General features: G+C 52.7%; 18 protein-coding genes. 14 read left to right on the top strand and 4 right to left on the bottom strand.

Annotated features, from left to right (window positions below; genetic code table 11):
- Positions 1 to 34: 34 nt before the first annotated feature.
- Entirely contained in the window at positions 35 to 304 is a 270-nt protein-coding gene (rpsO, locus tag ON072_RS06280; RefSeq protein ID WP_025009936.1) for a 30S ribosomal protein S15, read from the top strand.
- A gap of 196 nt (positions 305 to 500) precedes the next feature.
- Here rpsO and ON072_RS06275 read toward each other — a convergent pair whose 3' ends face one another.
- Positions 501 to 2,555: an EAL domain-containing protein gene (locus ON072_RS06275; RefSeq protein WP_044733930.1), complete on the bottom strand. Its 2,055-nt coding sequence runs from the start codon at positions 2,553 to 2,555 to the stop codon at positions 501 to 503.
- 200 nt (positions 2,556 to 2,755) lie between these two features.
- Here ON072_RS06275 and pnp point away from each other — a divergent pair, with 200 nt between their 5' ends.
- From pnp to deoD, 10 genes are all read left to right on the top strand, one after another.
- Positions 2,756 to 4,858, top strand: coding sequence for a polyribonucleotide nucleotidyltransferase (gene pnp / locus ON072_RS06270; RefSeq protein WP_025009937.1), 2,103 nt, complete (start codon positions 2,756 to 2,758; stop codon positions 4,856 to 4,858).
- 153 nt (positions 4,859 to 5,011) lie between these two features.
- The gene (nlpI, locus tag ON072_RS06265; RefSeq protein WP_144224186.1) at positions 5,012 to 5,911 is read left to right on the top strand and encodes a lipoprotein NlpI; all 900 of its coding nucleotides are present in this window, start codon (positions 5,012 to 5,014) and stop codon (positions 5,909 to 5,911) included.
- A 99-nt stretch (positions 5,912 to 6,010) separates the two neighbouring features.
- Positions 6,011 to 7,594: a peptide chain release factor 3 gene (gene prfC, locus ON072_RS06260; RefSeq protein ID WP_025009938.1), complete on the top strand. Its 1,584-nt coding sequence runs from the start codon at positions 6,011 to 6,013 to the stop codon at positions 7,592 to 7,594.
- A gap of 228 nt (positions 7,595 to 7,822) precedes the next feature.
- Positions 7,823 to 8,620: a TatD family hydrolase gene (locus tag ON072_RS06255; RefSeq protein ID WP_025009939.1), complete on the top strand. Its 798-nt coding sequence runs from the start codon at positions 7,823 to 7,825 to the stop codon at positions 8,618 to 8,620.
- Between the two features lie 176 nt (positions 8,621 to 8,796).
- Positions 8,797 to 10,092 (top strand): NupC/NupG family nucleoside CNT transporter, encoded by a 1,296-nt coding sequence (locus ON072_RS06250; protein ID WP_025009940.1) that lies wholly within the window; start codon positions 8,797 to 8,799, stop codon positions 10,090 to 10,092.
- 293 nt (positions 10,093 to 10,385) lie between these two features.
- Positions 10,386 to 11,300: a nucleoside-specific channel-forming Tsx family protein gene (locus tag ON072_RS06245; RefSeq protein ID WP_071238114.1), complete on the top strand. Its 915-nt coding sequence runs from the start codon at positions 10,386 to 10,388 to the stop codon at positions 11,298 to 11,300.
- Between the two features lie 391 nt (positions 11,301 to 11,691).
- A complete protein-coding gene (deoC, locus tag ON072_RS06240; RefSeq protein WP_144165387.1) occupies positions 11,692 to 12,465 on the top strand; it encodes a deoxyribose-phosphate aldolase in 774 nt (257 codons plus the stop codon).
- Between the two features lie 143 nt (positions 12,466 to 12,608).
- Positions 12,609 to 13,949: a thymidine phosphorylase gene (gene deoA / locus ON072_RS06235; RefSeq protein WP_025009943.1), complete on the top strand. Its 1,341-nt coding sequence runs from the start codon at positions 12,609 to 12,611 to the stop codon at positions 13,947 to 13,949.
- Between the two features lies 1 nt (position 13,950).
- On the top strand, positions 13,951 to 15,168 hold the full coding sequence (locus ON072_RS06230) for a phosphopentomutase (RefSeq protein WP_025009944.1): 1,218 nt from the start codon (positions 13,951 to 13,953) through the stop codon (positions 15,166 to 15,168).
- A gap of 76 nt (positions 15,169 to 15,244) precedes the next feature.
- Positions 15,245 to 15,955 (top strand): purine-nucleoside phosphorylase, encoded by a 711-nt coding sequence (deoD, locus tag ON072_RS06225; protein ID WP_025009945.1) that lies wholly within the window; start codon positions 15,245 to 15,247, stop codon positions 15,953 to 15,955.
- A gap of 108 nt (positions 15,956 to 16,063) precedes the next feature.
- Here the strand turns inward: deoD and ON072_RS06220 are convergent, their stop codons facing one another.
- The gene (locus ON072_RS06220; RefSeq protein WP_208191533.1) at positions 16,064 to 17,122 is read right to left on the bottom strand and encodes a YtjB family periplasmic protein; all 1,059 of its coding nucleotides are present in this window, start codon (positions 17,120 to 17,122) and stop codon (positions 16,064 to 16,066) included.
- A gap of 81 nt (positions 17,123 to 17,203) precedes the next feature.
- Between ON072_RS06220 and serB the strand changes: the two genes are divergently transcribed.
- A complete protein-coding gene (gene serB, locus ON072_RS06215) occupies positions 17,204 to 18,181 on the top strand; it encodes a phosphoserine phosphatase SerB (protein WP_208134157.1) in 978 nt (325 codons plus the stop codon).
- A gap of 91 nt (positions 18,182 to 18,272) precedes the next feature.
- The gene (locus ON072_RS06210; RefSeq protein ID WP_045283641.1) at positions 18,273 to 19,193 is read left to right on the top strand and encodes an alpha/beta fold hydrolase; all 921 of its coding nucleotides are present in this window, start codon (positions 18,273 to 18,275) and stop codon (positions 19,191 to 19,193) included.
- Here ON072_RS06210 and ON072_RS06205 read toward each other — a convergent pair.
- Positions 19,160 to 21,574 (bottom strand): PilZ domain-containing protein, encoded by a 2,415-nt coding sequence (locus ON072_RS06205; protein WP_208191534.1) that lies wholly within the window; start codon positions 21,572 to 21,574, stop codon positions 19,160 to 19,162. The two genes, ON072_RS06210 and ON072_RS06205, sit on opposite strands and share 34 nt — an antisense overlap.
- A 167-nt stretch (positions 21,575 to 21,741) precedes the next feature.
- Here ON072_RS06205 and radA point away from each other — a divergent pair, with 167 nt between their 5' ends.
- Entirely contained in the window at positions 21,742 to 23,106 is a 1,365-nt protein-coding gene (gene radA / locus ON072_RS06200) for a DNA repair protein RadA (RefSeq protein ID WP_062793366.1), read from the top strand.
- A gap of 91 nt (positions 23,107 to 23,197) precedes the next feature.
- Here the strand turns inward: radA and ON072_RS06195 are convergent, their stop codons facing one another.
- Positions 23,198 to 23,566: a PilZ domain-containing protein gene (locus tag ON072_RS06195; RefSeq protein ID WP_025009948.1), complete on the bottom strand. Its 369-nt coding sequence runs from the start codon at positions 23,564 to 23,566 to the stop codon at positions 23,198 to 23,200.
- Positions 23,567 to 23,604: the final 38 nt, after the last annotated feature.

Raw genomic sequence — 23,604 nt, 5'->3', positions numbered from 1 at the left:
TGGGGAAACTATCAAGACTATTTTGGAGAGACACATGTCACTAAGTACTGAAGCGAAAGCGAAAATCCTGGCTGAATTCGGCCGTGGCGAAAACGACACTGGTTCTACAGAAGTTCAGGTTGCACTGTTGACTGCTCAGATCAACCACCTGCAAGACCACTTCAAAGAGCACACTCACGATCACCACTCACGTCGTGGTCTGCTGCGTATGGTTAGCTCTCGTCGTAAGCTGCTGGCTTACCTGAAGCGTACCGACGTTGCTCGTTATACCGCTCTGATCCAGAAGCTGGGTCTGCGTCGCTAATCGCGAACTGTACCAAAAGAAGAGGAGGCCCAGGCCTCCTTTTTTTTGTATCTGCAATTTGGGGCAAGCTTATTGAAATCATGCCCTTTTCTGTGCGCTTTCGTCCTAACCTGTCTTTAAAAATTCTGACCAGGCACTCTCTTTGAGCACGGGCTTTTCAGAGTGAGTGAATGCAGCGAAGCTTATCGGCTCAAGCTCAGCTTAGTTGGCCATCCAGCTCCAGGATCCTGGCGTTATTCGGGATGATGTACTTGGCCTCAAACTCTTCCAGTGACAGCGGCTGACTGAAATAGAAGCCTTGACCTATGGCGCAGTGATTTTGCTTCAGCCACTCAAGTTGCTGCTCGTTCTCTATGCCTTCGGCGACAATTTTCAGATCCAGTTGCCGTCCCAACATCAAAATAGTGGAAGCTATTGCGCTCTCATGGGGCAGGTCGGTCACGAAACAGCGGTCAATCTTCATGGTGGTGATTGGCAAGTGTCTCAGATAGGAAAGGGATGAGTAACCTGTACCGAAGTCATCGACGGCAATACCGAACCCTGCGGATTTAAGTTGCTCCAGCTTGCTGATTGCCAGCTCAATATCATTCATCAGCGAGGTCTCGGTGATCTCCACTTCCAGCAATTCGGGCTTTATCTGATAGCGCAGCGCCATCTGTTTGATATCCGGTACCAGGCTGGCGTCAGCAAACTGCTGTGAGGCAACGTTGACGGCGATAGGAGTGCTGAAGTTATAGCGTTTTTGCCAGCGGCGCAGCACCCGGCAGCTTTGCTCTATGACCCAGCGGCCGATAGGGATGATGATCCCGGTTTCTTCCGCCACGGGAATAAACGACATGGGGCTTATCAGGCGGCCGTCTTTTTGCCAGCGGATCAGCGCCTCACATCCCATCAACTCGCCGGTCTCTATATTGACCTTAGGCTGAAAGTGCAACAGGAATTCGTTGTTACGAATGGCATCGTGCAGGGAGGCTTCGGTGCGCAGTCTCACCGCCGCTCGCTCTGTCATCTGTTGCTTGAAGAAAGCCCATTGGTTGGAACCGGCGGCCTTGGCACTGTACATGGCGATATCGGCATGACGAATAAGGTCTTCAGCGCTCAGACCATCTTCGGGGTAGATGGAGATACCTATGGAAGCGGCCGGGTGAATGGCATGTTCGTTGAGCTGCACCGGGGTATTGAGCTGGACCAGCAACTTGTCGACAAAGTCGGCGGCCTGGGTCGGTGATTGGATTTCATCGGCCAGGATCACAAACTCATCTCCGCCGAGACGGGCCACTGTGCCCTTGTCACCGACCACCCGCTCCAAAATACGGGCGATTCTTGCCAGAAACTGATCACCCACCGCATGACCCAGGGAATCGTTGACGTTTTTGAACCTATCGAGGTCGATAAACAGCAGACTGAAGTTACGTCTGTGCACCCTGGCGCGTTGAATGGTGACGGCTATGGTTTCAAGTAGCAAGGTACGGTTGGGCAGGCCGGTGAGTGGATCCCGGGTCGCCATTTTACGCAGCTTGCTTTGGGTCTGGCTGAACTGTTTGAGGATCTGGTTGAACTTGGAGGTAACCAGCCCCAATTCGTCATCTTTGTGGTTGGCCGATACCGGCAGCATGTTTTCATCCGGTGATTCCGGGTCAATTTTGTCTATCGCCTCGCTGATACGGGCGATGGGTTGGGTCAAGAAGCGGTGGAATACTATGGACAGTACCAGAGTCAGAAACAACGCTCTGGCCAGGGTGGCGGCAAAACTGAACTGCAACTGGCTTATAAGGCTTTGGGTCAGCTCTCGAGTATCATAATTGATAGTGAGCGTGCCTATCAGTTGCTCTTTTTGCGCACCTTCAAAATAAAAGGGCCGTTGCAGTGGCCTTGATATCTGCTTGAGATCGCCAAACAGTTTGAGACTGATATCCCCGAAAGTATCTGAGGGCTCCGGGCGGCTGCTGCCGAGATTCACGAATAGAGAGTTGTCGTCCAGAGTGATCTTGGCCGAACCGACATGGTCTACTTTCATCACCCCTTCAAGGGTTTGCCGGGCCAGATTATCATCCAGCGCCCAGACAGCATTGGCGGCAGGCTGCTCCACAGAATCGAGCAACTCCTGCTGGCTGCTGATCAAGGACTGCCTTTCTGTAGTCACCACTATCAAAATTTCGATGATAAAAATGGCAACGGCAAAGAATAGCGCAGTGAAAACCACCAGATTGGTCTGCTTCCAGGTGAGTGATTTGAACCTGGCAGTATTCATCTGCCTCTTCCTGCTTTGTAGTCGAATTCTATATTCAAGGCTAGTCCAAATTGGTAGCAATGCAGCAACTTGTGGTTGATATAGTCCACTTTAGAAAAAAGAAGCGCCTTTGTCATCATCTGGCACTCTTTATCTATTCAAGATGTTTGCAGTATACTTACGCGCGAAATTCAAGGTTATTAAATTAAGGAATGGGTCAAGTGAATCCTATTGTAAAAAGTTTTGAGTATGGTCAACACACAGTCACTCTGGAAACAGGGGTTATTGCACGCCAAGCCGATGCAGCCGTTCTGGCCAGCATGGGCGATACTACAGTTCTGGTGACTGTGGTTGGCAAGAAAGAAGCAGACCCAAGCCGTGACTTCTTCCCGCTGACTGTTAACTATCAGGAAAAGACTTACGCAGCCGGTAAGATCCCTGGTGGTTTCTTCAAGCGTGAAGGTCGACCATCCGAAGATGAAACACTGATCGCCCGCCTGATTGACCGTCCTATCCGTCCACTGTTCCCTGACGGCTTCACCAACGAAGTCCAAGTGATCATCACTGTGGTTTCTGTTGATCCACAGATCGAGCCAGACATTGTGGCCATGATAGGTACCTCTGCTGCTTTGGCTATTTCCGGTATTCCATTCAATGGTCCTCTGGGGGCGGCACGTGTCGGTTACATCAATGGCGAGTACGTGCTGAATCCTGGCGCAGAGCTGCGTGAAAACAGCCAGCTGGATCTGGTTGTTGCCGGTACTCAGAGCGCCGTGCTCATGGTGGAATCTGAAGCCAAGGCCCTGCCTGAAGAAGTGATGCTGGGCGCCGTGGTATACGGTCACGAACAGCAGCAGGTGGTGGTTAATGCCATCAATGAACTCAAGGCCGAAGCCGGTAAGCCTGCCTGGGACTGGACAGCTCCTGTTGCCAACGAAGAGCTGGTTGCCAAGGTTAAGGCGCTGGCCGAAGAAGGTCTTACCGCCGCTTACCAGATCATCGCCAAGCATGAGCGCCGCGATGCGGTAGTTGAAGTCAAGAAAGCCGCTATCGAAAAGCTGCTCGAGGAAAACCCTGAGCTGGATCAGCGTGAGCTGGACGGCCTGCTGGGTAGCCTGGAGAAGAAAGTGGTTCGTAGCCGCATCATCAAAGGTATGCCTCGTATCGATGGTCGTGAGCCTGATATGGTGCGTGCCCTGTCTGTGATGGCCGGCGTGCTGCCACGTACTCACGGTAGCGCCCTGTTTACCCGTGGTGAAACTCAGGCTCTGGTGACTTGTACTCTGGGTACCGAGCGTGATGCGCAGAAGATTGACTCCATCATGGGCGAGCGTACCAACCGCTTCATGCTGCACTATAACTTCCCTCCATACTCTGTCGGTGAAACCGGCATGGTGGGTTCACCCAAGCGTCGTGAAATCGGTCACGGTAAGCTGGCATGGCGTGGTATCAACGCAGTAATGCCTTCTGCCGAAGAATTCCCATACAGCGTGCGCGTAGTATCTGAAATCACTGAATCCAACGGCTCCAGCTCTATGGCGTCTGTATGTGGTACTTCTCTGGCGCTGATGGATGCCGGTGTACCTATCAAGACTTCTGTTGCCGGTATCGCCATGGGTCTGGTGAAAGAAGGTGATGACTTCGTCGTACTGTCTGACATTCTGGGTGATGAAGATCACCTGGGTGATATGGACTTTAAAGTGGCCGGTACCCGTGATGGTGTAACCGCACTGCAGATGGATATCAAGATTGAAGGTATCACCAAGGAGATCATGGAAATTGCGCTGCAGCAAGCCTATGGTGCCCGTGTGCATATCCTCAATGTAATGGATCAGGCCATTGGCTCTGCCCGTGACGATATCTCCGACCATGCTCCACGTATCACTACCATCAAGATCAACCCTGAGAAGATCCGTGAAGTGATAGGTAAGGGCGGTGCAACTATCCGTGCACTGACCGAAGAGACAGGTACCACTATCGAGTTGGAAGACGACGGCACTGTGAAGATTGCTTCAAACAATGCCGATGCCACCAAGGAAGCTATCCGCCGCATCGAAGAGATCACCTCTGAAGTGGAAGTGGGTCGCATCTACAAGGGTAAAGTTATCCGCATCGTTGACTTCGGTGCCTTCGTTAACATATTGCCTGGTAAAGATGGCCTGGTACACATCTCTCAAATCGCTGAAGAGCGTGTGGCCAATGTATCCGACTACCTGCAACTGAACCAGGAAGTTACCGTTAAGGTAATGGAAGTGGATCGTCAGGGCCGTGTACGTCTGTCTATCAAGGAAGCACAACAAGCCGCTCCAGAAGCAGCCGAGTAAGCTTTCATAGCATGAGAAAAGGAGACCTTGGGGTCTCCTTTTTTATTGCCACCACTTAAATTATCTTGGATTTGCCACTGCGGCTTGATAGCGTAGGCACTGCTGTATTGCTATGATTGAGCCTGCATTGGGATATGACAAAGGAAGGATTGGATGAGTTTTAATCTGCGCGCCGCTGTGTTTTCTGTACTGGCCGGAGCCAGTTTGCTGACTTCGGGATGCGCTTCCCTGCCGGCGTCTGAAGCCAACAGTGAATTGTTGGTTGCCCCTGTCTTGCCGGACTATAAGTTGGAAGTCACTCTGGCAAAACTCAACGAAATCCTGGCCAGAGCAGAGCTGACCACAGAGCAACGCGCCCGTTTTCATTATGATCGCGGCGTTATATACGACAGCGTAGGCTTGAGGATCCTCGGACGTATCGATTTCCATCAGGCGCTGAAATTGCAACCGGATTTGGCCGATGCCTATAACTTCCTCGGTATCTATTACACTCAGGAAGGTGAGTTTGAAAGTGCCTACGAGGCGTTTGATGCGGTTCTTGAGTTATCGCCTGAATATGATTATGCCTTTCTCAATCGCGGAATTGCCCTTTACTATGGCGATCGCAAAGAGCTTGCTGCCAAAGACATGGAAAGCTTTTACCTCAAGGATGAAAGCGATGGTTACCGGGCGCTGTGGCTATATCTGACCGAATATGAACTCTCTCCCCAGGAAGCGCTGGCAAGGCTGCAGTTCAACCGCACCCGTCTGGATGACAATGCCTGGGCGACTGTGCTGGTCGACTATTATCTGGGCGCGGTTGATGACTCCCAGGTGTTTGCCATGGCCAAGAGTGGCCTGACTCACCCCAAAGAATATGCCGAGCGCTTGTGTGAAGCCTATTTCTATTTGGCCAAGGTAGCGACCGAGCAAGGCCATAAGGATAAGGCCGCCGATTATCTGCGCCTGGCGCTGGCTACCAATATCTATGATTTTGTCGAGCACAGATATGCCAGAATGGAACTGGCATTGCTGGAGCAAACGCCGCAACCTGTACAACAGACAGCTAACTGATCTGCCTTTATCTGACAATCAAAGGCCTTGCCTAGCCAAGGCCTGAGTGAGGCGCTATAATTTGCGCCTTTTTCAAGCGTCATAAGTGTACGGAAGAACATGTCAGGTATTAAAGTCGAAGTGGACAAGCGCCGCACCTTCGCCATCATTTCTCACCCGGATGCGGGTAAAACCACCATTACAGAGAAAGTCTTGCTCCATGGCCGCGCCATTCAATCTGCCGGTACAGTGAAAGGCCGTGGCTCGTCTCAGCATGCAAAATCTGACTGGATGGAGATGGAAAAGGAGCGGGGGATCTCGGTCACGACTTCTGTGATGCAGTTCCCCTACAACGACTGCCTGGTTAACCTGCTGGATACCCCAGGCCACGAAGACTTCTCTGAGGATACCTACCGTACCCTGACAGCGGTGGACTCCTGCCTTATGGTTATCGATGCTGCCAAAGGGGTTGAGGATAGAACCCGTAAGCTGATGGAAGTGACGCGGCTGCGTGATACCCCTATCGTCACCTTCATGAACAAGCTCGACCGGGATATCCGCGATCCGATGGAATTGCTCGATGAAGTGGAAAACGAGCTCGATATTCTCTGTGCTCCGGTCAGTTGGCCTATAGGCTGTGGTAAGTCTTTCAAAGGCGTTTATCATATCCACCGCGATGAAACCATCCTGTATCAAACCGGTCACGGTCACACCATTCAGGAAGTGAAGATACTCAAAGGATTGGATAACCCTGAGTTGGACCAAGCTGTTGGCAGCGATCTGGCCGCGCAGCTGCGGGAAGAGATGGAGTTGGTAACCGGCGCCTCCAATGAATTTGATCTCGAGCTGTTCTTAAGTGGTGAGCTGACACCTGTGTTCTTCGGTACCGCCCTGGGTAATTTCGGGGTTGACCATATGCTGGATGGCCTGACCGCCTGGGCCCCCAAGCCAATGCCAAGACAGACCACTGAGCGTTTGGTCGAAGCCGGTGAAGACAAGTTTTCCGGTTTCGTTTTCAAGATCCAGGCGAACATGGATCCCAAGCACAGAGACCGTATCGCCTTTATGCGTATCGTTTCCGGTAAATACACCCAAGGCATGAAGATGAAGCATGTCCGTATAGGGAAAACCGTCAGTATTTCCGATGCGGTAACCTTTATGGCCGGTGACCGTGAGCGCGCCGCCGAAGCCTATGCCGGTGATATCATAGGCCTGCACAACCATGGCACCATTCAGATAGGTGATACCTTTACCCAAGGGGAAGAGTTGAAGTTCTCCGGGATCCCTAACTTTGCGCCGGAAATGTTCCGCCGTATTCGCCTTAAAGATCCATTGAAGCAGAAACAGCTGCTTAAAGGCCTGGTGCAGCTCTCGGAAGAGGGGGCTGTACAGGTTTTCCGCCCTCTGGACACCAATGACCTTATCGTTGGCGCTGTTGGAGTGCTGCAGTTTGAGGTGGTAGTAGCCAGACTCAAGTCGGAATATAACGTGGAAGCCATCTATGAGGCCATCAACGTGGCAACCGCGCGTTGGGTCTACTGTGACGATGCCCGCAAGTTGGAGGAGTTCAGGCGCAAGTGCTCCACCAACCTGGCGCTGGATGGTGGCGACAACCTGACTTACATTGCCCCGACCATGGTTAACCTCAATTTGTCCATGGAGCGCTATCCGGACATTGAGTTTGCCAAGACCCGGGAACACTGAATCATAAAGGTGGAGCTTGCTCCACCTTTTTTATTGGGATGTTGTTGAGAGATCTTCTGATGTTTTTTATTCAAAAGTGCTGGCAAAGTTACATCCGTTTTTGTGATCGCATGGGGTTAACCGAAGAAAATCGGCGCTGCTGTATGCCAAGACTCAGCGATCCTCCTTTGCAAAAAGGTGGGCAAGAGGCTAACGCTAAAGACAGGCAAAAAGAAGGAGAACAGCATGATCTTTGATTCTCACGCTCATCTGGATTTCAGCGACTTTGATCATGACAGACTAGCCCTCATGGCCGCGATGAAAGCCGCCGGTATTGGCGGTGCTATCATTCCCGGTGTCAGTCCTCGGCATTGGTCAAAGCAGAAAGCGATTGCTCACCAGCTGCAACTGCCTTTCACCTTAGGGATACATCCTTGGTATTGCCCTAAATCAATTGCCGAGAGTGACCTGGCGCTGACAGCGCTCAAAAGTGAGCTCACTTCTGTAAATGACCCTCTGATGGTAGGAATCGGCGAGTGTGGTTTGGACAAACCCAAGGCTGAGCTGGCGCAAGATAATCCGGCGCATGTCCCCTGGAACCTGCAATACAGGGTGCTGGAAGGGCAGTTGGCCTTGGCGGCGGAGTTGAAGCTGCCGCTGATACTGCATTCGGTGAAGACCCATAATGAACTCTTGGGCATGTTGAAACAGCATTCACTGCCGCGGGGCGGAGTGGTTCATGCCTTTAATGGCTCTTATGAGACGGCGATCGCTTATTTGGAGCTTGGCTTCAAGTTGGGGATTGGCGGCTTGTTGCTGAATAAAAATGCAAAAAAGCTGCGTGATGCAGTTGGCAAATTACCGCTCGATGCCTTGTTGGTGGAGACTGATTCGCCCTCAATGACGCCGAGTTTCCTGCCGGAAAAACGCAATACCCCCCTGACATTGGTACAAATAATAGCCGAATTGGCGGATTTGCAGAAAAAAACCAATGTTCTAATATCAGAACACCTCCAACAGAACTTGATGCAACTGTTTGAGCTTTAGTTTCTTTTAATTAAACAGGTGTAACTCGCATTCTGTGATGTGACTAAACTTTTGAAAATTAACTTCAAAAATTTGATCAAAACGACGATTTTGCCCCGGAGGTCGGGTATAATCTTGCTCGGAAAAAGGTTGGTTAACAACATAATTAAAAAGCGTTAACAATAGGGTGATGGTTAATGAATATACTTATGAGCTTGGTAGGGGTGGTCACCCTACTCGCGATTGGTTTCTTGTTGTCCAACAACAAGAAGGCAATCAATCTTAGAACTGTCGGTGGTGCACTGGCAATTCAGGCTGCATTGGGCGGTTTTGTCTTGTACGTGCCGTTCGGTAAGGACGTTCTCAAGAACGTATCCGATGCTGTTTCCAGTGTTATCGGTTATGCACAAAATGGTATCAGCTTTCTGTTTGGTGATTTGGCTAACTTCAAAGTTGGCTTTATCTTCGCAGTGAACGTGCTGCCGGTTATCGTGTTCTTCTCCTCTCTGATCGCTGTGCTCTACTATCTGGGCATCATGCAGTGGATCATTCGTATTTTGGGTGGGGCGCTGCAGAAGGCCCTGGGCACCAGCCGTACCGAGTCCATGTCTGCCACAGCCAACATCTTCGTGGGTCAGACCGAAGCGCCTCTGGTGGTTCGTCCCTTTATTCCAACCATGACTCAATCTGAGCTGTTCGCCATTATGGTGGGTGGTCTTGCATCTATCGCAGGTTCTGTTCTGGCCGGTTATGCACAGATGGGTGTACCTATCCAGTATCTGGTTGCGGCTTCCTTTATGGCGGCACCTGCGGGTCTGTTGATGGCCAAGCTGATGCATCCTGAAACTGAAACTGCCAAGAACGACATGGATGAGCTGCCTGAAGATCCAGACAAGCCTGCCAACGTACTGGATGCTGCCGCTGCCGGTGCTTCTTCCGGTATGCACCTGGCACTGAACGTTGGTGCTATGCTGCTGGCCTTCATCGGTTTGATTGCCATGATCAACGGCATCATAGGTGGTATCGGCGGTTGGTTCGGTATGGAAAACCTGACTCTGGAGCTGATCCTTGGCTATATCTTTATGCCGCTGGCTTACCTCATCGGTGTGCCTTGGAATGAAGCCATGGTTGCCGGTTCTTTCATCGGTCAGAAGATAGTGGTCAACGAGTTTGTGGCTTACATGAACTTCGCACCCTACATCCATGATGCTGCCATGAGCTGTACTGCCGTTGCCGCTGAGGTCACTAAAGAGTTGCCTATGTGTGTGGCTGAAACTCAGGCGCCAATGACAGTCCGTACTCAGGCGATTATCTCTTTCGCTCTGTGTGGCTTCGCTAACTTGTCTTCCATCGCTATTCTGCTGGGCGGCTTGGGTGCCATGGCACCAAATCGTCGTCACGATCTGGCTAAACTGGGTCTGCGCGCTGTGGTTGCCGGTTCTCTGGCTAACCTGATGAGTGCGACTCTGGCCGGTTTATTCCTGGCACTGTAAGACGGTAGTGAACAGAGGCCTGAATTCGCAGGCCTCTTGTTAACCCAATCGATTTCCAAATTAGCTTTGCTTGGCTCCTGTGCCCACTTAGGTAGGCAACATGAGCAGAACAAGAGTGCAGATATTTCTGACTAGTGAGTGAAATGGGTACTTTTGTTCAAATATAAAATTTAGTGTTCGTATTTTATTTTGTCTTTCTTGTAGTTTTGGATGGAGAAGGTAGAATGCGGGCGCCAATTAAAAGAATGCTGCTCCAAGAGGGTAGCGAGAACCAAAGATGAATGGGGTTGATGATGAAAAACGTTAAAACTTTAGCTTTAGCCGCTACAGCGGTCGCTGCCATGTCAGGCAATGCCTACGCCGCTGATCGTTCTGACCTGCACGCCAGTGACTACAAATGGATGCAGTTTAATGCGATGTACTCTATTGATGAGCATCCAATTGCTGCCGGTTCAGATGCCGAACATAACTACCTGGAAATGGAGTTCGGTGGTCGCTCTGGTATTGTTGATTTGTACGGTTATGTAGATGTATTTAACCTGGCAAACAGCAAGTCTGGTGACAAGGTTGATGGTGCAAGCAAGATGTTCATGAAGTTTGCTCCTCGCTTCTCAATTGATGCCATGACTGGTTGGGATCTGTCTGCCGGTCCTATCCAAGAAGTTTACTTCTCTACTCTGTTTAACTGGGGCGGTGGCGCTATCACAGGTGTTTACGATGCCAAAGACCCAGATGGTAAAGACGTTAAAGTAGAGACTGAAGGTGATACCAACGTATCATTCTGGGGTATCGGTGCCGACGTTATGGTGCCTTGGCTGGGTAAAACCGGCATGAACCTGTACGCTACTTATGACTTCAATAAGAAGGATTGGAACGGTTATCAGTTCTCCATGAACTGGTTCAAGCCTTTCTACTTCTTCGATAACAAGAGCTTCCTGTCTTTCCAAGGTTATGTCGATTGGCAGTTCGATATGGACGTTGATCCAAACAACTTCAACGCATTTACTGGTAAGAACAATAACTCTTCTCACGGTGGTAACGTGTTCCTGGGGCTGTACTGGCATTCAGATCGTTACGCGGTTGGCTACGGTGCCAAGTACTACAACAGAGTATATGGTCTGAATAACCAAGCGTTTGCCAACGAGTTCTGGGGTGGTTTGGATACAACTGGTTGGGGTCACTACTTCAGCGCTACCTACAAGTTCTAATGGTAGATGGGGGGGTATCCTCTAGGGTGACCCCCGTTTTTATTTTGCTCTGACTTAATCTTTACCTAAGCCTGAGCTATAGTGAGTTGGGTTCAATGAACCCGCAATATTAGCCGGAAGCTGGTTCAGCTTGTTTATGTAAAGGTTGACAGATTTCTCGCGTTAAAAGGGATTTTTCGCGGCAAGGCAAGGAACTCGAGTTCCCCCTTCCCGGTCTTCAAGGATTCAAGTCGTGATACTCGTTATCAAGGTTGAATACCCTACAAAGATGATTTGCAGTCAAATGCAGGCGTCGCCCGAAGGCCCGGCCATAACAATAACCACAAAAAGCCCCTCTGGCGCTGCCAAGACAGATTTTTAATCCTTTGATTTTATGTCTCGGAGAGCAATTATGAGCGATTTAAAACAAGCAGCACAGCGCGCCATCCAACTGATGGATCTGACTACCCTGAATGATGATGATACCGATCAGAAGGTGATCGAACTGTGTCATAAGGCCAACACTCCGGCCGGTCATACTGCTGCTATCTGTATCTATCCACGCTTTATTCCTATCGCGCGTAAGACTTTGGATGCCATGGGCGCCGATGATATCCGTATTGCCACAGTCACCAACTTCCCTCACGGCAATGATGACATCGCTATCGCCGTGCTGGAAACCCGTGCGGCAGTCGCTTACGGTGCCGACGAAGTGGATGTGGTATTCCCTTATCGTGCGCTGATGGAAGGCAACGAAACAGTTGGTTTTGAGTTGGTCAAAGCCTGTAAAGAAGCCTGTGGTGACAATGTGCTTTTGAAAGTGATCATCGAATCCGGTGAACTGAAAGACCCGGCGCTTATTCGCAAGGCTTCCGAGTTGTCTATCGATGCCGGCGCTGACTTTATCAAGACCTCTACCGGTAAGGTACCTGTCAATGCCACTCTTGAAGCGGCTGAAATCATGCTGACCGTTATCAGTGAAAAGAACCCCGCAATAGGGTTCAAGCCTGCCGGTGGTGTACGTGATGCCGCCCAAGCCGCTGAATTCCTCGGTACAGCCGAGCGTATTCTGGGCAATGACTGGGTTTCACCTCGTACTTTCCGTTTCGGTGCATCCAGCCTGCTGGCCAGTCTGCTGCACACGCTGGAATTGGCTGACGCTCCAGCACCGACTCAAGGTTACTAATCCCCGCTGATTGTGATCCAAGTCTATTTGGTGACGTCAAAACTTGGCTAGTATCTGTAATAAAGTTACTACATATTTGACGTCCAACCCCAATACTGTAACGGCTTTTATAGACAAGGTTGCAGTAGAAAGGAGGCAGTATTATGTTTCTGGCACAAGAGATAATTCGTAAAAAACGCGAAAAAATGGCGCTTTCCAAGGAGGAGATCCAGTTCTTTGTCAAAGGCATTACCGATAACAGCGTGTCTGAAGGTCAGATAGCTGCATTCGGGATGGCGGTGTATTTTAACGACATGAGCATGGATGAGCGCATCGCACTGACTACGGCTATGCGTGATTCCGGCACTGTGCTCAATTGGGATAGCCTGCAGCTCGACGGCCCTGTCATAGACAAACACAGCACAGGCGGCGTGGGCGATGTTATCAGCCTGATGCTTGGCCCCATGGCGGCAGCCTGCGGCGGTTATGTTCCCATGATTTCAGGTCGTGGTCTGGGCCACACAGGTGGCACTCTGGATAAGTTTGACGCCATCCCCGGCTATCAGACTGAGCCCGACAGCGAACTATTCCGTAAGGTGGTTAAAGAGGTCGGTGTGGCCATTATCGGTCAAACCGGCGATCTGGTCCCTGCCGACAAGCGTTTCTATTCCATTCGTGACAACACGGCCACTGTCGAATCCATCCCGCTTATCACCGCCTCTATTCTGTCGAAGAAGCTGGCTTGTAGCCTGGATGCGCTGGCGATGGACGTCAAAGTGGGCAGTGGTGCCTTTATGCCGACTTATCAGGCATCCGAGGAACTGGCTCGTTCTATTGTTGCTGTTGCCAATGGTGCAGGTACCAAGACCACGGCTCTGCTGACAGATATGAACCAGGTGTTGGCCTCCTGCGCCGGGAACGCGGTCGAAGTGCTCGAGGCGGTGAACTTCCTTACCGGCAAATATCGTAATCCGCGCCTCTACGAAGTCACCATGGGACTTTGCAGTGAGATGTTGCTGCTCGGTGGCCTTGCCGCCAATGAGGCCGAGGCCCGCAGTAAGCTCAACGCCGTGCTGGATAATGGCAAGGCCGCCGAGATCTTCGCCCGTATGGTTTCCGGACTGGGCGGCCCGGTCGATTTTGTCGAACATCCTGAAAAATACTTGCCCCAAGCCAAGATTATTCGTCCTGTATATGCCGAGCGTTCCGGCTTTGCTTACAGCATGGATACCCGTGAACTCGGCTTGGCTGTGGTCACTCTGGGTGGTGGTCGTCGTAAGCCAGGTGATGCCCTGGATTACAGCGTCGGCCTGACACAGGTTTGTGCCCTGGGACATGAAATCAATGCCGACAAACCGCTGGCAATGGTGCATGCCCAGTCAGAAAGCGCCTTCGAAGAAGCCGCTGCCGCGGTGCGCAGAGCCATAGTCATTGGCGACAGCGCCCCTGAGAAAACACCGGAGATCTATCGCGCCATCCGCGCTGCCGATCTCCAGGAGAAGTAGTATGAAACGTACCATTATTTTAATGCTGGATTCCTTCGGCGTCGGCGCAGCAGGTGATGCGGCCAAGTTTGGTGACCTGGGTTCAGATACCTTTGGTCATATCGCCAAAGAGTGTGCCGAAGGGCGTGCCAATGATGGCCGTGAAGGGCCGCTGAAGTTACCCAATCTGAGCCGTCTGGGGTTGGCACATGCCGCCATGGAAAGCACAGGTCAGTTTGCCCCCGGGTTTGACGCCGATGTCGAGTTGATAGGCGCTTATGGTCATGCCGAAGAGCTGAGCTCAGGCAAGGATACCCCCAGTGGTCACTGGGAAATGGCCGGTGTTCCCGTGCTGTTTGATTGGGGCTATTTCAGCGACAAACAAAACTCTTTCCCCAAAGAATTGACCGATAAGATCCTGGCGCGCGCCGGCCTCAGCGGTTTCCTCGGCAATTGTCACGCATCCGGTACTGCGATTCTGGAAGAATTGGGTGAAGAACATATGCGTTCCGGCCTGCCTATCTTCTATACCTCGGCCGACTCTGTGTTCCAGATTGCCTGCCATGAAGAAAGCTTCGGCCTGGAGAACCTCTACCGTTTGTGTGAAATCGCCCGTGAAGAGCTTGAGCCATATAATATCGGCCGAGTCATAGCGCGACCTTTTGTTGGCAGCGGCGCCGCCGACTTTGCCCGCACCGGCAATCGCCGTGACTACGCGGTAGAGCCGCCGGCGAAAACTGTGCTGGATAAGCTGAAAGCCGCCGGCGGCCAAGTGGTCAGTGTCGGTAAAATTTCCGATATTTATGCCCACTGCGGTATCACCAGCAAGGTTAAGGCCTCGGGCCTGGAAGCCTTGTTCGATGCTACACTGGAGCAGGTTAAGGCTGCCGGTGACAACACCATAGTCTTCACCAACTTCGTGGATTTCGACTCCCACTATGGCCACCGTCGTGATGTGGCTGGTTATGCCCGGGGACTGGAATACTTCGATGCAAGATTGCCTGAAATCCTGGCACTGCTGAATAAGGATGACTTGCTTATCCTGACCGCAGACCATGGTTGCGACCCTACTTGGGAAGGCACAGATCATACCCGCGAACATGTGCCGGTTCTGGCCTATGGCGCAGGTTTGAGTGCCGGCTCATTGGGACGTCGCAAGAGCTTTGCCGATATCGGCCAATCCATTGCCAGCTACTTCAAGCTGGAACCAATGGAATACGGCGAATCATTTATTCGCTGACAAGATATGGCTCCCTCGCCGGAGCCGTCTTTAATAAACAGACTTGAGTCTTTATAAAACTAACGGGGTTATTTCGATGGCAACACCACATATCAATGCAGTTGACGGCGCATTCGCTGAAACCGTACTTTTCCCTGGCGATCCACTGCGGGCCAAGTACATTGCCGAAACCTTCCTGGAAAACGTAGAGCAGGTTACCGACGTACGTAACATGCTCGGTTTCACAGGTACCTACAAAGGCAAGCGTATCTCTGTGATGGGTTCAGGCATGGGTATCCCTTCCTGCTCCATTTATGCTACAGAGCTTATCAAGGACTATGGTGTCAAGAACCTGATCCGTGTAGGCACCTGTGGTGCAATCAGTACTGACGTTAAAGTGCGCGATGTGATCATCGGCATGGGCGCCTGCACCGATTCTCAGGTGAACCGCCTGCGTTTCAAAGGTCAGGACTTTGCTGCCATCGCCAACTATGAGCTGATGAGCGCCGTAGTCGACTCAGCCAAGACTCACGGTACCAAAATTCGTGTAGGTAACGTGTTCTCTGCCGATCTCTTCTACACTCCGGATCCTGAAATGTTCGACGTGATGGAAAAGATGGGAGTATTGGGTGTGGAAATGGAAGCTGCCGGTCTCTACGGTGTTGCCCATGAATTCGGTGCCCGCGCTCTTTGCGTGGTAACTGTTTCCGACCATATCCGTACCGGTGAGAAGACCAGCTCTGATGAGCGTCAAACCACTTTCAACGATATGATCGTCATGACGCTGGATGCTGCGATTACCCTGTAATCCGGTAACCAACTGACATCATAAGGGCTCCCTCGGGAGCCCTTATTGTTTTTAAGCCTTTCCACTTATTCCTGGAGTGCGGCTCTGCAGCTGAAGCTGGCTCTTGGGCTACTCGTTCTTTTTGTTTGCTTCTGCAGTTTGTGGCTCCCGTTTGGGGACAACTCCCGGCCAGGGACGTTTACCGCGGGGATCGTCCGCATCGACAGGATCCGGGATCAGGCTATCGTTGGCTTGCTTGGCTTCGCTTTGGTCTCTTTGGTTACTTGGGTCAATTGGGAGCGCTGAAGTTTCAGCGCCTGTTTCTGTTTGGACCTTTTCCCCTGTTTTATTGTCAATCCCAGAATCAGTGTTTACCTCCGAGTGCTTTGGCCTGGCAGCCTTTGTGGCCAAGGCTTTGGCGGGCTTTTCTGCCTGTTTGGGTGACATATTGGTGTTGGATTCAGCTTCAAGCTCGGTCTGGGAACCGCCGGTATCCGGGGCTGAATCTTGGCTTTCGGCGGCAGTAGGTTCAGTATCCGCGGCTTCCTTGGCGGTTGCTTTTTCCTGCTGTTTAAGCTTTTTACGCCTGCGCTTGACTCGGGTGCGGCGGCGGTCAAAGTCGGCGCGTTTGAACGACAAGGCCCGCGACAGCAACAGGCCGATAAAGCCCGCGACTATCAGCATCAGTTGCTGCTGCTCCATATTTAGCTCGTGGGCTTCTTTGATCTCATTGAAAAACAGCTTGGGATCCAGCCTGACTTCGACGAAGCCCAGGTTTTTACCTTGCTGGATCACCGGCTCGACATAAGGGGGATAGGGCGCCAGCAGATCATCCAGCTCCGGGGAGTCCGGCTCCAGTAACTCTGGGCTGACATCCTGGGCAAAGGATAGCCGCTGGCCATTCTCGCTGTAGATAGTCGCCGCCATCACCTTGGGATCTTCCACCAGGGCGCTGGCCAGCCACTGCAACTGCTCATCATTTTGCAGTTGCAACGCCGGTGCGGCACCATAGGCTGTTTGTTGCACCAATAATCTGGCCATCTTTTGGGTTTGGGTCTTCAGAAGCCGCTGCCCTTGTAGTAGGCTTGTCTGCCACAGCTGGACCAGGCCGACCAGCAGAGTGACGGCTATGGCGATCTGCAGCAGTCTGCTGATCTTCTGGCTTTTTTTAAGGCCCTTGAACAACAATACTTTGTCCCTTAATCAAATTCGGTGTTTCCCTAATCATAATGGATTATGGGTATGCCCGATAGCCGGAGAGCAGTGACCATGGAGTCAGTCTTACCTTTTCCCCTGTTGGCCAGTCAACGTCAGGATGGTGTCTATGTCTTGAGTCTGCAGCAGCATACTTGGCCGGCATTCAAGGAAGGGCAACATGCTCAAGGTGAGCGATTACGGCTGATCTTCAGTGAAAAGGCCGCGGCTGCTGTTGCCGATTTGCTTCCCGAGTTGGCACCGAGGGCGGTGGCGATTTTGCAGCGCGAGCAATTCTTGTATGGGCTCGAGTTGCTGCTCGAGGCGGGTATCTGTCAATCCATGCAGAATCGTCTTGAGTCAATTTGCGAGCTGGACTACCTGTCCATTGCGGCGACAACGAGTTTACCGCAGCTTTCGACTCCAGGCCTGTTGGTGATGGATATGGACTCGACCGCCATTACCATTGAGTGTATCGATGAATTGGCGGCCGCTGCCGGCGTGGGCGCCGAGGTGGCACAAGTGACCGAGCGGGCGATGCAGGGGGAGCTGGACTTCGAACAGAGCCTGCGCCAGAGGGTGGCCAAGCTCAAGGGCGCGAATCAGAGTATTATTGATGACCTCTGTGCCTGTTTGCCCTTGAGTCCCGGGCTTGAGAGCATGATAGCCGAGCTCAAGTCCCATGGCTGGCGCACTGTGGTGGCCTCAGGTGGTTTTACCCCCTTTGTTGGCCATCTGCAGCAGTTGCTTGGGTTGGATGCCGCTTTTGCCAATGAACTGGTAATAAGCGATGGCAAGTTGCTCGGCGAGGTTAGCGGCCAGGTAGTGGATGCCGCCTTCAAGGCTGATGTGGTGAAAACATGCGCCGAGCAGTGGCAGATAGCTGCCGGGCAAAGGCTGGCCATAGGAGATGGTGCCAACGATATCCCCATGGTGCAGGCGGCCGATTTTGGTATTGCCTATCATGCCAAACCTAAACTGGCTGCGGCGGCTGCGGCCAGGATCAATAAGCTGGGCCTGCAGGTATTACCTTTCTTGCTGCAAGGGCGCTGAAGCGTTAACAATTAGAATTAGAGTGATTGCTCTTGTTTTTGTGACCGGGATTCATTAGCTTTTGCTATAGAACCCGGTGACGACACACTCCATGGAAACTATACAGCAATCAATCTTTCTGCCTTATCGAGATGGCGAACTGCATCTTCGCAAAATTTCTCCCGCAGCCGGTTTTCGGCATCAGATCCCGATTTTGATGTTGCATGGCGCCATGTCCAACGGCCGGGTGTTTTACAGCAGCAGAGGTCGAGGTCTGGCACCGTTTCTGGCCCAGGCTGGTTTTACCGTCTATGTAATGGACAGTGCAGGTCGCGGCCTCAGCACGCCTAAGTTGGCGCGAGGGTTTGAGCTTGGACAAGGCGAGGTCATCCGTGAACAATTGCCCCTGGTGCAGCAGTATCTGCTCGAGGCCGAGTCTTTGGACAAGCTCCATTGGTGTGCCCATTCATGGGGCGGGGTGCTGATGGCCAGCGCCTTGGCCCGATTTCCTGAACTGCAAGCCTCGGTGGCATCACTGCTTACCTTTGGCAGCAAGCGCACCATCAGAGTCAGGTCATTGAAAAAGTGGCTGATGGTGGATCTCGTTTGGAACCGCCTGGCTCCCGGCATTGCCGCCGGTCACGGCTATCTCGCGGCCGACAAGTGGCGCATGGGCATGGATAACGAGAGCCGGGCTTCGCTACAGCAGAGCATAGATTGGGTACGCGGTGATTGGATAGATCATGACGATGGTTTCGACTATGGCCGGGCTGCCGCCAAAGCCACTTGGCCCAAGAGTTGGTTTATCGCCGGACAGAATGACACTGTGCTCGGCAACCCGGAAGATGTGCTGGATATGATGGCCGAATGCGGCTTGCAAAATAGCCGCTTTACCTTACTGTCACGGGAAAACGGCAATCGCCACGACTATGGTCATGCGGATATGCTGACCCATGTGGATGCACCAAACGATCATTTCAACAAGGTGCTCGCCTGGTATCAGGGTTTTGAGCTTTCCAGCGTCAGTGACTGAGCTTCTGGATTTAATTCCGGGTAGCGCAGCAAGACCTCGCTGGTGATTTCCAAAAACTCGCCAACGCCCACTACCCGCCACAGCATCTCTTCGAGCTTCTTGGCCTTGTGCTTGGCATGAACACCTATATATTCCAGTTCGCGGCGGATATAGCCCAGATCCGGTTTACCGGCGGCGCCGCGATAGACTTTCAAGGCCATAAAGCTGCCGAGCGATTGCGCCTGACGGATAAAATCCACTTGGGCCTGACGCTCCGCCAGTTCATGGCGGGCGGTGCAGCGCAGCCGCAACTGGCCGCTGGATTGGCGCACCAACTGCACAAAGACTTCGAAGCTGTCCATGGTCATCTGCGGCTTCATCGCCCGTATCGGGCCGATAAAGTCGCGCTTCAGCCGGCCGTCTTGCAGTAAAGGTTCGAGATTGAACTGCAATTGCTCAGCGCTGCTGTTGGCGAACAAGTCGCTGACGGCATCCGGTTCTACGCCGACCCCAAGCGCCGACAAACGGAAAGACTTGACGGTTTTTTCCACAAGAAAAGGCACTGAATGCAGTTTGCGCATCAAGAGGTTTTTCATCGCTTCGGCCAGTTCTTTGACCTCAGAGTTATCCTCTGTCAGTTGCTGCAATTTCTCGCGGTTTTGCTCTATCAGGCGATGTAAAAACTCCACGCCCGGATGAGGCGTGTGGCCCATAACTGCCGCCAGATGCAGGGTGACACCGTTTTTACGGCTGCGCACCAATCGATAGGGCAGCGCCTGAAGTTTTGCCTTGGGCGCCAGGTCCTGCAGTTTGGGAAAGCTCAGCAGCAGCGGCTCCTTGGGATTGAGAGTCGCATTCTCATCCAGATTCAGCTGCAGGCCACGACTGGAAATATCATGGGTGATCCCTGTGTATTGCTGTTTGCCCTGACTGATGTTGACCAGGGTCTTGAAGGAGAACCTGGCTTCCTGGCGCCGTTCGCTGAAATACATGGACACCAATCGGATACTGTTGGTGGTGATTTTGGCTTGGCCGAAACGCTTGAGCTCATTGGCGTCCATCTTGAATGGCCAGCGTCGATACTCTTCGGCGGCCTGTTCGTCGGTCACATCCATCAACTGTAATATGTGGCTGTATTTGCTCAGCTGCTGCTCAGTCAGTGCCGAGTAGTTGCTGTCATCGCCCGGGAGCATGGAGGCCTTGTAGGAACCCCGGTGGTCTATGGCATCCAGGCTCACCTGGATAACCTTCCAACTGCCCTTGGTGGCACCAAAGCCAAGAAACAGAGGTTGCAGGCGGCTTTTTTTCAGTTCGCTGAGGCTGGCTGAGTAGAAGTAGAGTTGACCACGGGCATTATAGGTAAAGCTGAACAGTAATCTGTGGTCGGCGTTGTCCGGCTCGGCGAGCATGGCCGCCAGTCTCTGCTTGCTCAGCAGTCCCGGCAATTGGTTGATATCGGCTTCATCGAGGAAATCGTGCAGCAGTGCCTGATTGTCCCGGCTAAGCAGCAGAGCACCAATAGCAGGCTTGCCTTGGTTGTCTTGTTCGATAAACAGCGGCAGGTGCGGCAGATGAGCCAGGTAATGGCGCTCGAACCCCATTCCCGTGGCGGTTACCAGCACATCGTTGACATCCACCTTATAGCGGAACTTATAGCCGCGAATGAGGCTGGCGAGCATTTCGGCCAACTGTTCGCTGCCGCCGATGCGCTTGAGCCGCATCCAGCAGGTGTCCTGCTCAGTCTGGGCATCGACTATCTGGTAGTCGACCCCGAGTTGCAGATCCCGGTAATAGTATTCATCGCTGAGATCCAGCAGCTTGACCCGCAGCGGCCGGTTGAGATCGAAATTGTGTCTGGCGGGCAGGCGCACTCTGGCGCCACCGACGGAGAGATCCGCGGTATTGCCGCGCACCTCCTCTCTGCCGGGTTGGGAAACAGCTATCTTGATGCTGTAGTTCATCCGCTCTTCACTGCGGTTGAAGTAGCGCCCCAGCACAATCCCGGGTACCAGATAGGGATTCCCCTGTCCTTCCTGATTGCGGGGCGTTTGCTGCAGCTTTTGGCGACGCTGGCGATGCGCCTCCATCACCTGCTCGTACACTCCCATGGTGTACTGGTTGCGGTACAGTGCCAGTGCGGCATCAAAGGCCTCTTTGGCCGGGTCATCGAGGAAGTGGCGTTGGTCGGCGAAGCGATACTCCTGGCAGGGCAGTTCCGACTTGTCTCTGAGGTCAATGATCCTCAGGCAGGGGGAAGCCAGGCGCTGGATTTCCATCTTTAACAGAAAGCGGGTCGAGTTGGACTCTTCGGCGGTGAGCTGCAAGAAGATCTCACTGAAGTCCGGCTCCATCATCAGGGGCTTGAGTTGTTCAATCAGGGCGCTGTGGTGATCTGGGCTCATGGACTCGCTCTTTAAAGGGTGCTTATTCTTGTGCTGACTGTTAGTCTTATGTCGGCCCGGCTTTGGGAAGCTTGAACCCAATTCGGGATTATCACGCTGAAAGTATCACTTTGAAAGTGCAATTATTTTAATTAACTATTACAGATTTTACACAAGTTTGAACCCAGATGGCGAAGAATAAAACAGCATACGTGTGCAACGAATGTGGCCAGGACTTTCCCCGCTGGCAGGGGCAGTGCAGTGCCTGTCATGAATGGAATACCATTACTGAAGTCAGACTGGGGGCGGCCACGCCATCCCGGGGCGGTCAGTTCAGCGGTTATGCCGGTGCCAGTGCCAGTGAGATCCAGACGCTGGATCAGATAGATCTCAACGAAGTGCCAAGGATCCCCAGCAGCTTTATCGAATTTGACCGAGTGCTCGGTGGCGGCATAGTCGCCGGCAGTGCCATCTTGATTGGCGGGCATCCGGGTGCCGGCAAGAGTACCTTGCTGCTGCAGACTTTATGTCAGCTGGCCGAGACCATGCCGGCTCTCTATGTGACCGGCGAGGAATCTTTGCAGCAAGTGGCGATGCGTGCCCATCGTTTGGGCCTGCCCACAGGGCGCTTGAAAATGTTGTCCGAAACCAGTGTCGAGACCATCTGCACTGTGGCACTGCGGGAGAAGCCCAAGGTCATAGTAATAGACTCGATTCAGGTGATGCATATCAGCGATGTGCAGTCCTCCCCCGGCAGTGTGGCCCAGGTTCGTGAATCGGCCGCCTTTCTGACCCGGTTTGCCAAGCAAAACGGTATCGCCATCATCATGGTGGGCCATGTTACCAAAGACGGCTCTCTGGCCGGCCCCAAGGTGTTGGAGCATTGCATAGATTGCTCTGTGATGTTTGAAGGGGACAGCGATAGCCGCTACCGCACCTTGCGCTCGCACAAGAACCGCTTCGGCGCGATCAATGAACTGGGGGTATTCGCCATGACGGAGCGGGGGCTCAAAGAAGTGGCCAATCCGTCGGCGATATTTCTGTCACGCGCCGATGAAGCCGCCTCCGGCTCCTTGGTGATGGTGGTTTGGGAGGGCACCCGGCCGCTGTTGGTGGAACTGCAGGTGTTGGTAGACAGCTCGGCACTGTCGCATCCGCGGCGGGTCGCAGTGGGGATGGATGCCAACCGTTTGGCTATGTTGCTGGCGGTAATGCATCGTCATGGCGGCTTACAGATGTCGGATCAGGACGTGTTTGTCAACGTGGTCGGTGGTGTCAAGGTGACAGAAACCAGCGCCGATTTGACTCTGCTGCTGGCCATGGTTTCCAGTTTCCGCGGTGATATTCTGCCCAGAGATCTGGTGGTGTTCGGCGAAGTGGGCCTTTCCGGCGAGATACGTCCCGTGCCCAATGGCCAGGAGCGTTTGGTCGAAGCTGCCAAGCACGGCTTTACTCGGGCAATAGTGCCCAAGGCCAATATGCCGAAAAAACCGCCTCAGGGGATGCAGGTGATAGGGGTGAGCAAACTCAGCGAGGCGCTCGGGGCTTTATGATTGCTATATGAGCGCTATGTGATTGCTATGTGAGTCATAGCCCGGAAAACAGGGCTATTGCGGCCCTGTATACTGCGAAGCAGGAGCCGCCTCAGCGGCTCTGTTCATGTTCGGCGATAAACTGCTCCAACTCCCGGTGCAGCAGTGAGGCATCGCCAAGATTCAACTCCAACAGCCTTCTTAAGTGACTGATGCTCTCGACATCGATGAGGGCACACTTGAGACCCAGAAGGCCGTTGCGGCGATGCACAACTTCGGCCTCCATACAGAGTTGCACCTCGGACTGAGGTAGGCGAAAACTCAGCTCCAGCACGCCTTCGGGAGCGAAATCGGCAGGTTCTTCTACCATGGCGCCGTTGAGACAGAGATCCAACAAGTGGGTGCCCCATATCTTGTCACCGCAGCTCAACTGGGCATCTATGGTAAACAGGATCCGTGAAAACTTGCGCTTTTCGTCCATATTCAGTCCTTTAATTCTTGGTCTGTCCTTATTGTAGC

Origin of the sequence: Shewanella sp. K8, assembly GCF_028823715.1 — a bacterium.
GTDB lineage: Bacteria > Pseudomonadota > Gammaproteobacteria > Enterobacterales > Shewanellaceae > Shewanella > Shewanella algae.
This window is presented reverse-complemented; position numbering and strand designations above follow the sequence as displayed.